The sequence below is a fragment of the Methylobacterium sp. 1A genome, assembly GCF_058072805.1.
In genome coordinates, this window is sequence record NZ_JBYQVE010000001.1 from 107,967 (window position 1) to 121,208 (window position 13,242).

13 protein-coding genes are annotated in these 13,242 nt (G+C 73.4%); 6 read left to right on the top strand and 7 right to left on the bottom strand.

Annotated features, from left to right (window positions below; translation table 11 throughout):
• Positions 1 to 5 precede the first annotated feature (5 nt).
• Positions 6 to 2,075 carry a 3-hydroxyacyl-CoA dehydrogenase NAD-binding domain-containing protein gene (locus tag ACX9MN_RS00530; RefSeq protein ID WP_331297954.1) on the bottom strand — a complete coding sequence of 690 codons (2,070 nt, stop codon included), beginning with the start codon at positions 2,073 to 2,075 and terminating at the stop codon, positions 6 to 8.
• Between the two features lie 337 nt (positions 2,076 to 2,412).
• Between ACX9MN_RS00530 and ACX9MN_RS00535 the strand changes: the two genes are divergently transcribed.
• From ACX9MN_RS00535 to ACX9MN_RS00550, 4 genes are read left to right on the top strand one after another with little or no spacing between them, the layout of a single operon-like run.
• Entirely contained in the window at positions 2,413 to 3,453 is a 1,041-nt protein-coding gene (locus ACX9MN_RS00535; RefSeq protein WP_489723502.1) for an NAD(P)H-dependent flavin oxidoreductase, read from the top strand.
• Positions 3,450 to 4,187: an enoyl-CoA hydratase-related protein gene (locus ACX9MN_RS00540; protein WP_056523441.1), complete on the top strand. Its 738-nt coding sequence runs from the start codon at positions 3,450 to 3,452 to the stop codon at positions 4,185 to 4,187. Before ACX9MN_RS00535 ends, ACX9MN_RS00540 begins: the two co-directional genes overlap by 4 nt.
• Entirely contained in the window at positions 4,184 to 5,053 is an 870-nt protein-coding gene (locus ACX9MN_RS00545) for an IclR family transcriptional regulator (RefSeq protein WP_489723503.1), read from the top strand. Before ACX9MN_RS00540 ends, ACX9MN_RS00545 begins: the two co-directional genes overlap by 4 nt.
• An 11-nt stretch (positions 5,054 to 5,064) precedes the next feature.
• Positions 5,065 to 6,273, top strand: a complete 1,209-nt coding sequence (locus ACX9MN_RS00550) for a CaiB/BaiF CoA transferase family protein (protein ID WP_056523439.1) — start codon at positions 5,065 to 5,067, stop codon at positions 6,271 to 6,273.
• 31 nt (positions 6,274 to 6,304) lie between these two features.
• Here the strand turns inward: ACX9MN_RS00550 and ACX9MN_RS00555 are convergent, their stop codons facing one another.
• Both ACX9MN_RS00555 and ACX9MN_RS00560 read right to left on the bottom strand, forming a co-directional pair.
• Complete coding sequence (locus ACX9MN_RS00555; protein WP_020092393.1) at positions 6,305 to 6,682, bottom strand: PH domain-containing protein; 378 nt, start codon at positions 6,680 to 6,682, stop codon at positions 6,305 to 6,307.
• A 74-nt stretch (positions 6,683 to 6,756) separates the two neighbouring features.
• Positions 6,757 to 7,212 (bottom strand): Rrf2 family transcriptional regulator, encoded by a 456-nt coding sequence (locus ACX9MN_RS00560; protein WP_020092392.1) that lies wholly within the window; start codon positions 7,210 to 7,212, stop codon positions 6,757 to 6,759.
• A gap of 88 nt (positions 7,213 to 7,300) precedes the next feature.
• Between ACX9MN_RS00560 and ACX9MN_RS00565 the strand changes: the two genes are divergently transcribed.
• Complete coding sequence (locus ACX9MN_RS00565; RefSeq protein ID WP_489723504.1) at positions 7,301 to 8,080, top strand: class I SAM-dependent methyltransferase; 780 nt, start codon at positions 7,301 to 7,303, stop codon at positions 8,078 to 8,080.
• 27 nt (positions 8,081 to 8,107) lie between these two features.
• Here the strand turns inward: ACX9MN_RS00565 and ACX9MN_RS00570 are convergent, their stop codons facing one another.
• Positions 8,108 to 9,136, bottom strand: a complete 1,029-nt coding sequence (locus ACX9MN_RS00570; RefSeq protein ID WP_489723505.1) for an NAD-dependent epimerase/dehydratase family protein — start codon at positions 9,134 to 9,136, stop codon at positions 8,108 to 8,110.
• Between the two features lie 26 nt (positions 9,137 to 9,162).
• Complete coding sequence (locus ACX9MN_RS00575; RefSeq protein WP_020092389.1) at positions 9,163 to 10,401, bottom strand: complex I NDUFA9 subunit family protein; 1,239 nt, start codon at positions 10,399 to 10,401, stop codon at positions 9,163 to 9,165.
• A gap of 271 nt (positions 10,402 to 10,672) precedes the next feature.
• Between ACX9MN_RS00575 and ACX9MN_RS00580 the strand changes: the two genes are divergently transcribed.
• A complete protein-coding gene (locus tag ACX9MN_RS00580; protein WP_020092388.1) occupies positions 10,673 to 10,855 on the top strand; it encodes a hypothetical protein in 183 nt (60 codons plus the stop codon).
• A 9-nt stretch (positions 10,856 to 10,864) separates the two neighbouring features.
• On the opposite strand, the gene ACX9MN_RS00585 is transcribed toward ACX9MN_RS00580, so the two are convergent.
• A complete protein-coding gene (locus ACX9MN_RS00585) occupies positions 10,865 to 11,806 on the bottom strand; it encodes an MBL fold metallo-hydrolase (RefSeq protein WP_020092387.1) in 942 nt (313 codons plus the stop codon).
• Positions 11,807 to 12,011: 205 nt separating this feature from the next.
• Positions 12,012 to 13,205, bottom strand: a complete 1,194-nt coding sequence (locus ACX9MN_RS00590) for a L,D-transpeptidase family protein (RefSeq protein ID WP_020092386.1) — start codon at positions 13,203 to 13,205, stop codon at positions 12,012 to 12,014.
• Positions 13,206 to 13,242 lie beyond the last annotated feature (37 nt).

Below are 13,242 nucleotides of genomic sequence, written 5' to 3' on the forward strand. Positions count from 1 at the left end.
CCCGCTCAGGCGTTCTTCAGGCCGGCGAAGCTGCCGCCCTCGGCGGCGAGCTTCTTCAGGAGCGGCGCCGGCTCCTGGCTGTCGTCGCCGGTCTCGGCCGCGAAGCGCGACAAGGCTTCGACGACGGTCTTCAATCCGACCGTGTCGGCCCAGTGCATCGGGCCGCCGCGCCAGGCGGGCCAATTGTAGCCGTTGATCCAGATCGTATCGATGTCGCCGGGCCGGGCCGCGATGCCCTCCTCCAGGATCCGCGCGCCCTCGTTGACCATCGGGTACATGAGCCGCGCGACGATCTCGTCGGCCGTGAAGCTGCGGCGCGCGACGCCGTGCTCGGCGGCGACGCGCGCGATCAGCGCCTCCACCTCCGGGTCGCGCGTGCCGGCGCGGGCGCCGTCCGGGTAAAGGTAGAAGCCGCGTCCGGTCTTCTGGCCGAACCGGCCCTGCTCGGCGAGCGAGTCCGCCACCGGCGCCCGACCGCCGAAATCCTTGCGCGAGCGCCAGCCGATATCGAGCCCGGCGAGGTCGGCCATGGCGAAAGGCCCCATCCGGAAGCCGAAGCCAGTGACCGCCGCGTCGACCTCGTGGGGCAGCGCGCCCTCGAGCAGCAACCGCTCGCCGGCCCGGCTGCGGCGCTCCAGCATCCGGTTGCCCACGAAGCCGAAGCAGACTCCCACCGTCACCGGCAGCTTGTTGAGGCGCTTGCCCAGGTCCAGCGCGGTGGCCAACACGTCCGGTGCGGTTTTCTCCGCACGGACCACCTCGACGAGGCGCATGACGTTGGCCGGGCTGAAGAAGTGCAGGCCGAGCACGTCCTGCGGCCGGTTGGTCACCGCCGCGATGGCGTTCACGTCGAGGTAGGAGGTGTTGGTGGCCAGGATCGCGCCGGGCTTGGCGACCTGATCGAGTTTGGTGAAGATCTCGCGCTTGACGCCCATGTCCTCGAAGGCCGCCTCGACGACGATGTCGGCCTCCCCGGCGTTCTCCAGGCCGAGCGCCCCAGTGATCCGGCCGACCCGCTCGTCGCGCTGGGCCTCGGTGATCGAGCCGCGCTTGGCCGATCCGGCGTAGAGCCCCCTCACCCGGTCGAGGCCGCGCGCCAGGGCGCCCTCTTCCGTCTCGATCACCGTCACGGGGATCCCGGCATTGGCGAAGCACATGGCGATGCCGCCGCCCATCGTGCCGGCGCCGATCACCGCGGCCGTGCGGACGGGGCGGCGGGGCGTGTCCTTCGGCAGGCCGGGCACCCGGCCGGCCTCGCGCTCGGCGAAGAAGGCGTAGCGCAGGGCCTTCGAGCGCGGATCCTCCACCAGGGTGCGGAACTCGGCCCGCTCCACCGCCACGGCGGCATCGAAATCTCGCTCCAGGCCCGCGCGGACCGCCCGCGCCAGGGCGTGGACGTTGGTGGCGTCGGGATCGCGCTTCACCGCCTCCGCGGCCTGCGCCTCGAATTTTTCCCGTGCTTCCGGCGTCAGCGTCTCGGACCGGTCGCGCGCCCGCGGCAGGGCGCCGGAATCGGCGAGTTCCAGGGCGCGGGTGCGCGCTTCCGCGACGAGGTCGCCGAGCACCACGGCGTCCACGATGCCCAGCGTCGCCGCCGTCTCGGCGGAGACCGGCTCGCCGGTGAGCATCATCGCGAAGGCGGCGTCGGGCCCGATCAGCCGCGGCAGGCGCTGCGTGCCCCCCGCCCCCGGGATGATCCCGAGCTTGATCTCCGGCAGGCCGATCCGCGCCGACGGGGACGCGACGCGGCCGTGGCAGGCCATCGCCAGCTCCAGGCCGCCGCCGAGGGCCGCGCCGCCGATCGCCGCCACCACCGGCTTCGGGCTGGCATCGAGCCGGTCCAGGATGTCCGGCAGGCTCGGCGGGTGCTGCGGCTTGCCGAACTCGCCGATATCGGCGCCGCCGACGAACACCTTGCCCTCCGCGGCCAGGACGACGGCCCGGACCGACGCGTCCGCGATGGCGTTCGTCAGGGCCTCGTCGAGGGCCGCCCGCAGCGCGGCGCCCAGCGCGTTGACCGGCGGGTTGGCGAGCGTGAGCACGGCCACGCCGCCGTCGACCTCCTGACGAACCACCCGATACTCCCTGTTGTTCTGCAGTGCAGAATAAGTGTCCGCATTTCGGAGGGATGTTGGTCCGAGTGCCCGCCAGCGTCAAGGACGGGCAAGGTCTGTCATCGGGGTGCGGTCAATTGTTCTGCAATGCAGAAAAGTATCGCCTCGGCCGTTTGACCCGCGGCCCGGGGCCATGCCATCACAACGGCCCTGAATGAGACTCGGTTGCGGACGCCGCCCGGCGCGCGAAGGCCGGGCCGCCGGAGGCACGGGGGAGGATCGCGGTGCGCGGCAAGGATCAGGGCGAGCGGCCCGGGGGCGCCTGTCCGGCGCGGCTTCCGGCAGCGGGGAGCGGGCGGTGAGCGACGGTCCCGAGCGCGACCCGGGCGGGCGCCTGCCCGAGATCCTGCGCGGGCGGCTCGCCCTGCCGGTGATCTGCGCCCCGATGTTCATCGTCTCCGGCCCGGAGCTGGTCATCGCCCAGTGCCTGTCCGGGGTTGTCGGCTCCTTCCCCGCGCTGAATGCCCGGCCGGCCGAACTCCTCGACGCGTGGCTCGCGCGGATCACGCAGACGCTCGCGCAGGCCCGCGCCGCCGACCCGTCGCGGCGGATCGCGCCGTTCGCGGTGAACCAGATCGTCCACGCCTCCAACGACCGGCTGGCGCAGGATGTCGAGGCCTGCGTCCGGCACCGGGTGCCGATCATCATCACCTCGCTGCGGGCGCCGGACGCGGTGATCCGCCCGGTCCACGCCTATGGCGGGGTGGTGTTCCACGACGTCACCAATGTCCGCCACGCCGAGAAGGCGCTGGAGGCCGGCGTCGACGGGCTGATCCTGGTCTGCGCCGGGGCGGGCGGGCACGCGGGGACACTGAGCCCCTTCGCCCTGGTGGGCGAGATCCGGCGGTTCTACGACGGGCCGCTGATCCTGTCGGGGGCGATCACCTCGGGCTCCGCGATCCTGGCGGCCCAGGCCATGGGCGCCGACCTCGCCTACATGGGCACCCGCTTCATCGCCACCCGGGAGGCGAACGCGGCGGCGGCCTACAAGGACATGATCGCTGGCAGCGCCGCCGCCGACATCCTCTACACCCCCTACTTCACCGGCGTTCCGGGCAACTACCTGACGCCGAGCATCCGCGCCGCCGGGCTCGATCCCGAGGCCCTGCCGGTGCGCGACAAGACCGCGATGGACTTCGGCAGCGCCAGCGTGAAGGCGTGGCGCGACGTCTGGGGTGCCGGCCAGGGTGTCGGCACCATCGCGGACGCGCCGGCGACCGCCGACCTCGTCGCCCGGCTCGCCCGGGAATACGCGGCGGCGCGGGCGCGGACGGCCGGCAGCTCCGCGGACTACGCCGCGGACTACGTCGCAGACCGCGACGGCGGGGCCGTTCCGTGAGCGTCCGCCTCGCCGATCCGGAGCCCGGGATCCGGCTCGTCACGATCGACCGGCCGGACCGGCGCAACGCCCTCGACCGGGCGACCTACGCGGGCCTGACCGACGCCCTGGAGGCCGCGGGACGGGACGCGGAGGTGCGCGCCCTGGTCCTCACCGGCGCGGGCGGATGCTTCACCGCCGGCAACGATCTCAAGGATTTCCAGGACGTCGAGACCGGGGGCGACAGTCCCGGCCTCACCTTCCTCAAGGCCCTGCGCGCCTGCCCGCTCCCGGTCGTGGCCGCCGTGGAGGGCCACGCGGTCGGCATCGGCACGACGCTGCTGCTCCACTGCGACCTCGCCTACGCGGGGGACGGGGCACGGTTCCGCCTGCCCTTCACGGCCCTGGGCCTCAGTCCGGAGGGCGGGTCGAGCTACCTTTTGCCCCTGGTGGCGGGATCGAAGCGCGCCGCCGAGTTGCTGATGCTCGGCGAGCCCTTCACGGCCGCGGACGCCGCCGCGGCCGGCCTGATCAACGCCGCCGTCCCGGCCGGGACGGCCCTGGAGACCGCACTCGCCAAGGCGCGCGCGCTCGCCGCCCTGCCCCGTGTCTCGATCGCCGCCACCAAGCAGGCGCTGCGGCGCGGCCACGACGACAGCGTCGCCCGCGCCCTCGACGCCGAGGCGGAGGTCTTCCACGCCCTCCGCCGCGGTCCGGCGGCGCAGGCGGCCTTCGCGGCGTTCCTGCGCCGATGAGCGGCCGGATGGAGGTGGAGGCCGGCCCGCGCGCCGGATCCGATATCGGGCTCGACACCGCCGAGCCCGACGTGGCCGAGCCCGACGCGGCCGGCGCCGGCGCGAAGGAGGACCGGCACTTCGTCACGGCCCTGGCCCGGGGGCTGTCGGTGCTCGCCTGCTTCGGCCCGGGGCGCACGAGCCTCGCCAACCACGACATCGCTGAGGCCTGCGGCCTGCCGCGCTCCACCGTGTCGCGGCTGACCTACACGCTGACCAAGCTCGGCTACCTGCAGCACATGCCCGAGCTCGGCCGCTACCGGCTCGGCACCGCCACCATCGCGCTGAGCTCGGCCGCCCTGGGCGGCCTCGACGTCCGCGCCATCGCCCGGCCGGTGCTGCGCGCGGTCGCGGAGGCGGCCAACGCCTCGGTCGGCCTCGGGGTGCGGGACCGGCTCAGCATGCGCTACGTCGACTGCCAGCGCGGCCCGGCGGCGATCTCGCTCAACCTCGACACCGGCTCGCGCATCTCGCTGGCCCGCAGCGCCATGGGCCGCGCCTACGTGGCGGTCTGCCCGGACCGGGAGCGCGCGGGCATCTACGAGGACCTGAAGGCGCTGGATCCCGTGGCCTGGCCGGTGCTGCGCGCCGGCCTCGACCGGGCGGTGGAGGAGCACCGTGAACTCGGCTGCTGCACCTCGTTCGGCGAGTGGCAGGAGACGGTCTGCGCCATCGCGGTGGGGTTCCATCCCGGCGGCGGCCTGCCGCCCATGTCGGTCAATTGCGGTGCCCCCACCGTCATCACCGACGCGCGCTTCCTCCTGGAGGTGGCGCGCCCGAGACTGATCGACGCCGTGCGCAGCCTCGACGGCGTCATGGGAGCCTGAGGACCATCGCGATGGATGCCGTTGCCGACCTGCCGCTCGCCGGAATCCGCGTCCTCGACCTGTCCCGGGTCCTGGCCGGGCCCTGGTGCGCGCAGGTGCTGGGCGATCTCGGCGCCGACGTGATCAAGGTCGAGCACCCGGAGCGCGGCGACGACACCCGCGACTGGGGCGTGCCGACGAGCCCCGGCAACACCTCGTATTTCGACAGCGTGAACCGCAACAAGCGCTCGATCGGCGTCGACCTCGCCACGCCGGAGGGGCTGGCGATCGTCAAGGCGCTCGCCCGCGAGAGCGATGTGCTGGTCCAGAACTTCAAGACCGGCGGGGCCGAGAAGCTCGGCCTCGGCTACGCGGACCTGTCGGCGGAGAATTCCGGCCTGATCTACTGCTCGATCGCCGGCTACAGCTCCGACGGCTCCGAGGCCGGCCGGCCCGGCTACGACCTCGTGGTCCAGGGCGAATCCGGCGTGATGGCGCTCAACGGCGAGGCCGGGGGACCGCCCCTCAAGTTCGGGGTCGCGGCGGTCGACCTGTTCACCGGCCAGTTCGCCGCCCAGGCGGTGCTGGCCGCCCTGTACCAGCGGGAGCGGACCGGGCGCGGCCGGACCGTCGACCTCGCCCTGTTCGACTGCGGCGTGGCGCTGACCTCCTATTACGGCCTGGAGGCGCTCGCCCGGGGGATCGATCCGCCCCGCTACGGCAACGCCCACCCGTCGATCGTGCCCTACGGGGTGTTCGAGGCCGGCGACGGGCCGGTGGTGATCACGGTCGGCAACAACGGGCAGTATCGCCGCTTCTGCGAGCAGGTGCTGGAGCGGCCGGACTGGGTCGCGGACCCGCGCTTCGCCACCAACCTCGACCGGTCGCGCAACCGCGCCGCCTTCATCCCGGTGCTGGAGGCCGAGCTCGCCAAGTGGGAGCGCGCGCCGCTGATCGCCCGGCTCCGGGCGGCGGGCATCCCCTGCGGCGAGGTGATGGGCCTGCGCGAGGCGCTCACCTGCGACCGCGCCCGGGAGGCCGGGCTGGTGGTCGCGGCACCGGAGGCGGCCTCCGCGAACGCCCACGTCATCGCCCCGCCCTACCGGCTCGACGGCCGCCGGCTGCCGGTGCGGCGCATGCCGCCGGGCCTCGGGGATTCGAGCGCCGAGATCCTGGCCGAGCACCTGGACTACCCCGAGGCCGCGCGCGACGCCCTGCGGGCCAAGGGCGTGGTCCGCTAGGCGGCCGCCGCCCGCCGGCGCGCGCCCCGGCCTAACGCAGCACGCCCTCGGCGAGGGCCCGCTGGATGCCCCGGACATCCGCGCCCTTCTTCAGGGTGCGCTGGATCGGCTCCGCCGCCCCCGAGACCCAGATCTTCAACTCGGCGTCGAGGTCGAACGTGCCGGCGGTCTCGACCGAGAAACGCACGATCGCGCGGTACGGCACCGACAGGAACTCGACCTTGCTGCCGGTCACGCCCTGGACGTCGATCAGGATGACGCGGCGCTCGGTGAACACGAACACGTCCCGGATGATCTTGAAGGCGAGCCGCGCCGTCTCGCCCTCGATCAGGATGCCGTCGAGCCGGCGCTCCAGGGAGGCCGCGTCGACGGCCGAGCCGTGTCCGAGCAATCCGTCCAGTAGGCCCATGGCCGCTCATCTCGTGCTGGTCCGCGTCGATGCCGAGGATGGCGCCTGAGCGTCGCCGCGGCAACCGCCCGCCGTCAGGCGCAGGTCGAGGCGTCCGACGGCCTGTCGGGCCGGCACCGGGCGTCGAAGCTTCGCGCGAGCTCGGCGAGGCTGACGGAACCGAGCCGCGCGACCAGGAGCGCCTCGGCCTCGCGCAGCGTGTCCTCGACCGCCGCGTTGACGACCTTCTCGACCGCGCAGGCCGGGTTCGCGCGATCGCTGCCGATCGCGAAGATGCGGGGGCCGCCGACCGCGCGGTGGACGTCGAGCAGCGAGACCGCGTTCAGGTCCGCCGCGATGGACCATCCGCCGCCGTGCCCCTTCTCGGATTTCACGTAGCCCGCGTTCCGGAGCCCGGCCATCGTCCGCCGGACGACCACCGGGTTCGTCCCGAGCATCCGCCCGATCGCCTCGGACGTCATCGGTCCGTCGTGGCGGGCCATGTGAAGCAGCACATGGAGCGTCCGGGAGAGGCGGCTGTCGGTGCGCACCCGCCGATCCATCACACCGGGCCCGGGATTGGCAACCGTGCCCGATCACGATACTTATCAAGTTGCGTGATGGAGCGGAGCCCGAGCGGTGCGCGAGTTCGAGAACCCCGATCGGTGGGACAAGGTCGCCGAGCACTACGCGACGACCGCCCACCCTTTCACCGCGCGCTTCGCGGAGGAGGCGCTCGCGCGCGTGCCGCTGACCGGGCGGAGCCGCGTCCTCGACGTCGCGGCCGGCACCGGTGCCCTGGCGCTGGCCGCGGCGCGGACGGGGGCGCAGGTCCTCGCGGTCGACTTCGCGCCCGGCATGGTCGCGCGCATCGCCGGGGCGGGCCTGCCCAACGTCGCCGCGCGGGTCATGGACGGCCAGGCCCTCGCCCTGCCCGACGGCGGCTTCGACGCGGTGTTCTCGATCTTCGGGGTGATCATGTTCCCCGACTGGCGGAAGGGCCTCGCCGAGATGGCGCGCGTGACGCGACCCGGGGGGCGGGGCGTCGTGGCGACGTGGCAGGATCAGGGCGCGGCCACGTTCCTGCTGCTCGGCGAGATCCGCCGCCGGCTGTTCCCCGACCGAGAGAGCCGGGCGATGCCCGACGGGGTGCGGGCGCTCGGCGATCCGGCCGGCTTCACCCGGGAACTGGTCGCGGCCGGGTACGCGGCCCCGCGGATCGACCGCGTGACCTTCGACTACGTGCTCGACGTCGCCCTGCTCGACGACCCCGACACGGTGTTCGGCCTGTCGCCGGACTGGGTCGACCTGAGCGCGGACGACCGGGCCGCGGTGATCGCGGAGGCGCGGCGCATGGCGGCCGGACGACCCGTCCTGCCGATCCCCTCCACCGCGCTGATCGGCGTCGCGGAGCGCTGAGCGCCGCTTCGCGCGGGGCCCGGCGTCTCAGCGCGGCTCGCGCGCGTCCGCGAGCCGCGCCCGCGCGTCGTCCAGAACCCGGGTCAGGGCCGCGTCCCACGTGACCCGCGGCTGCCAGCCGGTGGCGGCGTGGAGGCGGCCGGCATCGCCCGCGGCCAGGGGGATCTCGGTCGGCCGCACCCGCTCCGGGGCGATGCGGATCTCGAACGGGGCCCGGGCCCGGGCGCGCAGGTCCTCGAGGACGCTGGCGATCGTCCGCGGCTGGCCCGAGCTGATGTTGAACACGCTCCCGTCCGCCAGCGAGTCCGCCCGGCCGATCAGGTCGGCGTAGGCGTTCGCCACGTCGGCGACGTCGAGGAAGTCGCGGTAGGACGAGAGGTTGCCGACCTCCAGGCAGGGCGGCACGAGGCCGGCCTCGATCCGGGCGATCTGTCCCGCGAAGGAGGCCACGACGAAGCGCTCGTCCTGGCCGGGACCGATATGGTTGAACGGCCGCAGCACGACGAGTTTCACGCCGATGCGGGGCAGCAGGTCGCGGAGTAGCTGCTCGCCGACCCATTTCGACCGGGCGTAGGTGTTGCGCGGCAGCGGCTCGACCGCCTCGCTGAGGGCGTGGCCGGCGAGGAACGCGCTGCCGTAGACCTCGCCGGAACTGACGAAGAAGAAGGTGCAGCCCGGCACCGCCTCCACCGCGGCCACGAGGTTCATCAGGCCGTTGACGTTGACCCGCCACGTCTGGCCCGGGCCGCTCGCGGAATCCGCCACCGAGGCGAGGCCCGCCAGGTGCAGGATCGCGGTCGGCCGGAACCGCGCCACGAAGCCGCCGAGCGCGGCCTCGTCGAGGAGGTCGATCGCCGCGTAGGTGACGCCTTCCGGCAGGCGCGGCGACCGCCCCCGCCCGATCCCGGCCACGCAGTCGCCCGCCCGCGCCGTCGACCCCGCCGTCGCCCCCGCCAGGAGCGGCAGGACGTGGCCGCCCACGAAACCGGCCGCCCCGGTGACGAGGATGCGCCGCGGGACCGGGCCGCCGGACCCGTGGGAAGAGGGCGCGCTCACGGCGCGATCCGGGCGGGGAGCGTCACCTAGCCCGGGTTCCGGGTTCCCCAGCGCACGCCCATGCTGCCCTGCCCGGCCCCCGGCGAGCTGCCGGCATCGGCGCCGATCGCCGGGCCGGAGGCGGTCTTCGGCCGGTGCTGCGAGCCGGCCGCCAGGGGCTGCGACGCCAGCGTGTCGGGCACCTCGGACAGGACCTCCTCGTCGCGATCGGTGGCGAACTGGCCCGCCTTGCGGAAGGTCCAGAGATAGCCCGGCACCACCGCCTCCGCGGCGGTCGGCGTGATCCCGATCCCCTCGAAGGTCCGGCCCTCGGCCTTGGCGGCCTCCGAGACGACGTTGTCGTTCTGGAGCAGCGTGACCTGATCGCGGGTCAGCTTCAGCGAATCCGGCAGCAGGCCGAAGGTCAGCGTGTCGGCGATCTCCAGCATGCGGGCCTGGAGCTTGGCCGCCGGCACGGGCAGGTCCACGACGACCCGCTTCCGCCGGATCGTCTTCAGCATGTAGCGCACGAAATGCTCCAGCGTGCCCACCTCCGGGCCGCCGAGCTCGTAGACCTTGCCGGGCGCCAGAGTGCCGTCGACCGCGCGGGCGATCGCCTCGGCGACGTCGCCCACGAAGGCCGGCTGGAAGCGGGACTGGCCGCCGGCCAGCGGCAGGACCGGGAGCGCCCGGGCGAGGCCGGCGAAGCGGTTGAAGAAGCTGTCACCCGGCCCGAAGATCAGCGAGGGCCGGAACACCACCGCGTCCGGGCAGGCGGCGAAGACCCGCGCCTCGCCCTCCGCCTTGGTGCGCGCGTAGAGCGACGGCGAGGCCGGATCGGCGCCGATCGCCGAGACCTGGATCATCCGGGCGCCCTGGCGCGCCGCGGCGCGGGCGATCGCCTCGGCCCCGTCGACCTGCAGCCGCGCGAAGCTCTGGGAGCCGGTCTCCTGCAGGATGCCGACGAGGTTGATCAGCACGTCCGACCGCTCGGCGGCCCGGGCCACCGAGTCCGGGTAGCGCAGGTTCGCCTGGACGGCGACGATCTGGTTGACCTTCCCGAGCGGCTGCAGGAACAGCGCGAGGTCCGGCCGGCGCACCGCGACGCGGATCCGGTAGCCGCGCTTGGCCAGCGCCCGCACCACGTGCCGGCCCAGGAAGCCGGAGCCGCCGTAGATGGTCACGAGCTGGTCCTGCGGGCGCAGGGGGCCCGGGGCGGCGGCGGAATGCGTCTGCTCGCTGGTGTGCGCCGTCGCGGACGCCGTCGTGTTGTCTTGGCCGCTCATCGCCGTGGTCTCGAGCTCCTCGCGCGCCTCGGGGCGCCGTCAGGCGGCCTACTTAGCCTAACTTCGGCGCGATGGGAGCCGCCGAATGCGCCGCCGCGCCATTCCGGTGAACAGCGCGGGGCGGATGATCGCGGCCGAGGGACCGCGCGCCGGCTCGCGGGAGGCTGATCACGGGGCTGGAACGGGTGCCGCCGCCGTGCATTCTTCCCCACCATACGGCCCTGCCGAATCGCGCGGATGGGACGCGCCGGGGACTTCGATGATTGTAGGGATGCTCGTTTCCGCGGCGATCGCGGTGCTCGGTCTGCTGGTGGCGCTCGGGTACGTCGGCCACCCGATCGACGCGCAGCTCGTCAGCAACTACGGCTGGAGCATCCTGATCATCGGCGTCGCGCTGTTCGTGCTGTTCACCTGGGCCCGGTACAGCCGGACGCGCCGGCGGCGCTCCGTCTGACGCCCGGCCTCAGGCGACCTTGATTCGGCGGCGCATCTCCCGCGCCACGGCCGGGCGCGCGCTCGGCCGGCCGCTGACCGCCCGCGGGGCGCCGACGATCAGGCTCTGGCGCTCGCGCGCGATGAACGCCGTCGGCATCTCGGCCTGGAGGTCGGCCTCCATGTCGCGCAGCGCCGTGTCGGAATGGGCCGGGTGCAGGTGGATGATCCCGAGCGCCTTCACGCCGGCGTTCCGGGCGAGCTCCACGCCCTTCTGCCAGGTCGAGTGCCCCCAGCCCCGGCAGGTCGGATATTCCCCGTCGGTGAACATGCCGTCGTAGACCATCAGGTCGGCGTCGGCGACGAAGGCGGCGAGCTCCGGATCCGGCCACGGGTCGCTGTGCTCGATGTCGCTGATCAGGCACAGGCGTCGGCCGCCGTGCTCGAACCGATAGCCGACCGATCCCTGAGGATGGTTCAGCAGGATCGTGGCGACGCGCGTGCCGTCCGGGAAGGCCAGGGTCTGACCCGCCTCGAAGCCGTGGTGGTGGAAGGTGCAGCACAGCTTGTCGAGCGTAACCGGGAAGAGCGGCGGCGCGAACAGGCGGTCGAGGGTCGGCCCGGCCGATTCGCCGCCGAGGTTGCCGCAATAAGTGTTGATCACCCGGTCGGGATCGAGGACCGCCGGCTTGAAGAAGGGCAGACCCGCGGTGTGGTCGAGATGCAGGTGGCTGAACAGCAGGTCGACTTCCTGGGGCAGATCGGTCCGGTGACCCTGCCCGAGGTTGTAGATGCCCGAGCCCGCGTCGACGATGAACATGCGCTGGCCGCACCGCACCTCGATGCAGGGCGTGCTGCCGCCGAACTCGGCGTATTGCGGGCCGCTGACGGGCGTCGAGCCGCGGACGCCCCAGAAGCGCAGTGCGAGGTCCTGGTCGGCCGCCAGGATGGTCGGCTCGGAACTGTTCGACATGGCGATCACGAATCCGCGGACAGTCGGTCCCGATCACTTATGATCGAAACCCCGTCGCCGTTCCGGGAAGGTAGCTTTGAATACGGCAGGCCGACGGAGCAGGTGTACCGCTCATCCCCTGCCGTATCATGAATTGGTGTGCCGCACGCGGTCGTGATGTGCGTCCGCGCACACGCACGGGCCGCCGCGAAGGGCCTTCGCATGCTCAGAGAGGCTCCGCGGCGGCCAGGAGACCGGCCGGCGATCCGGCCAGAATCGGGCGGCCGGTCGCCGATCCGGCGAGTCCCGCGGCCAGCCAGGACGGGAGTGCGTCGCTGTACCGCGTCGGGAGCGGCGCGACCAGGGCCCCGAACGGGTCGGGCGCCCGCTCGTAGACCGGCACGAAGCCCGCCATCTGCCGCGGCGACAGGCCCGATCCGGGCGCGGCCCAGCCGGCCCAGACCGTCTCGGGCACCGGGCGATGGACGCGATGGCCCGGCACGACCACCACCTCCTGCCCGGCGAAGGCCAGGGCCTCCGGCCGGCTGATATCCCCCACCGCGCCGCCCCGGGCCGTGTAGGCCGCCCAGAAGGCGTTCTGCCCGCCGTCGGAATAGGTGGTGCGCACGGCGGGCTCGCCCGCCTCGGCGAGCGCGGCCATCCGCGCCTCCTCGACCGCCCGGCGTGTCGTGACGGCCGCCTCCACGGCGGGATCCCGGGCGGGCGCGAAGGCGTACCGGCCCGCGACGACCGAGACCTGCAGCTCCTCCCGGCTGGCCTCGAACCGGTCGGAGCCGGCCTTGAGCTCCCGCCAGAAGGCGATGTTGGGATCGGTCCGGTGGCGGGCCATGTTCTCGGCCGTCATCCGGAACGGGTAGGACTGGAACTGGAAGGCCGCCTGCCCGCCGTTCAGCGCGTCCCGGGCGATGGCGTAGATCTCGCCGACCGTGCCGTTGGTCATGGCGAAGCAGCCCATGGACGAGCAGATCCCGTGCACCATCACGGCGGAGCCGGTGCCGCCATGGGCCCGGTCGTAGGCGTTGGGATAGCCGACGTCGAAGGACAGATAGTAGTGCGAGTTCGGGTTCATCTGGCGCCGGGGCACGGCGTAGAACCCCTCCGGGGTCTGACGGTCGCCGGTCTTGCGCTTGGGCCCGAGCTGGCCGGACCAGCGGCAGATCGGGAAGGTCTTGATGTAGACGTAGCCCGCGGCGCCCTTCTTCCAGACCTCGATCTCCGATTCCTTCTTGTAGGCCCGGAACAGGACCGGCGAGGCGGCCGTCACGCCCTTCTGCGCCATCAGCGCGAGGGTCGCGGCCGGAATCGGCGCCTCGGCCTTGCCCGCCTGCGCGGCGGCCGGGCCTGCGAGGGCCAGCAGAACGAGGCCGGCGGCGAGGGGAAGCGAGGTCGACAGGGGCATGAACCGTCCGCGCTGGATCGGCCGGGATGGCTGCCAG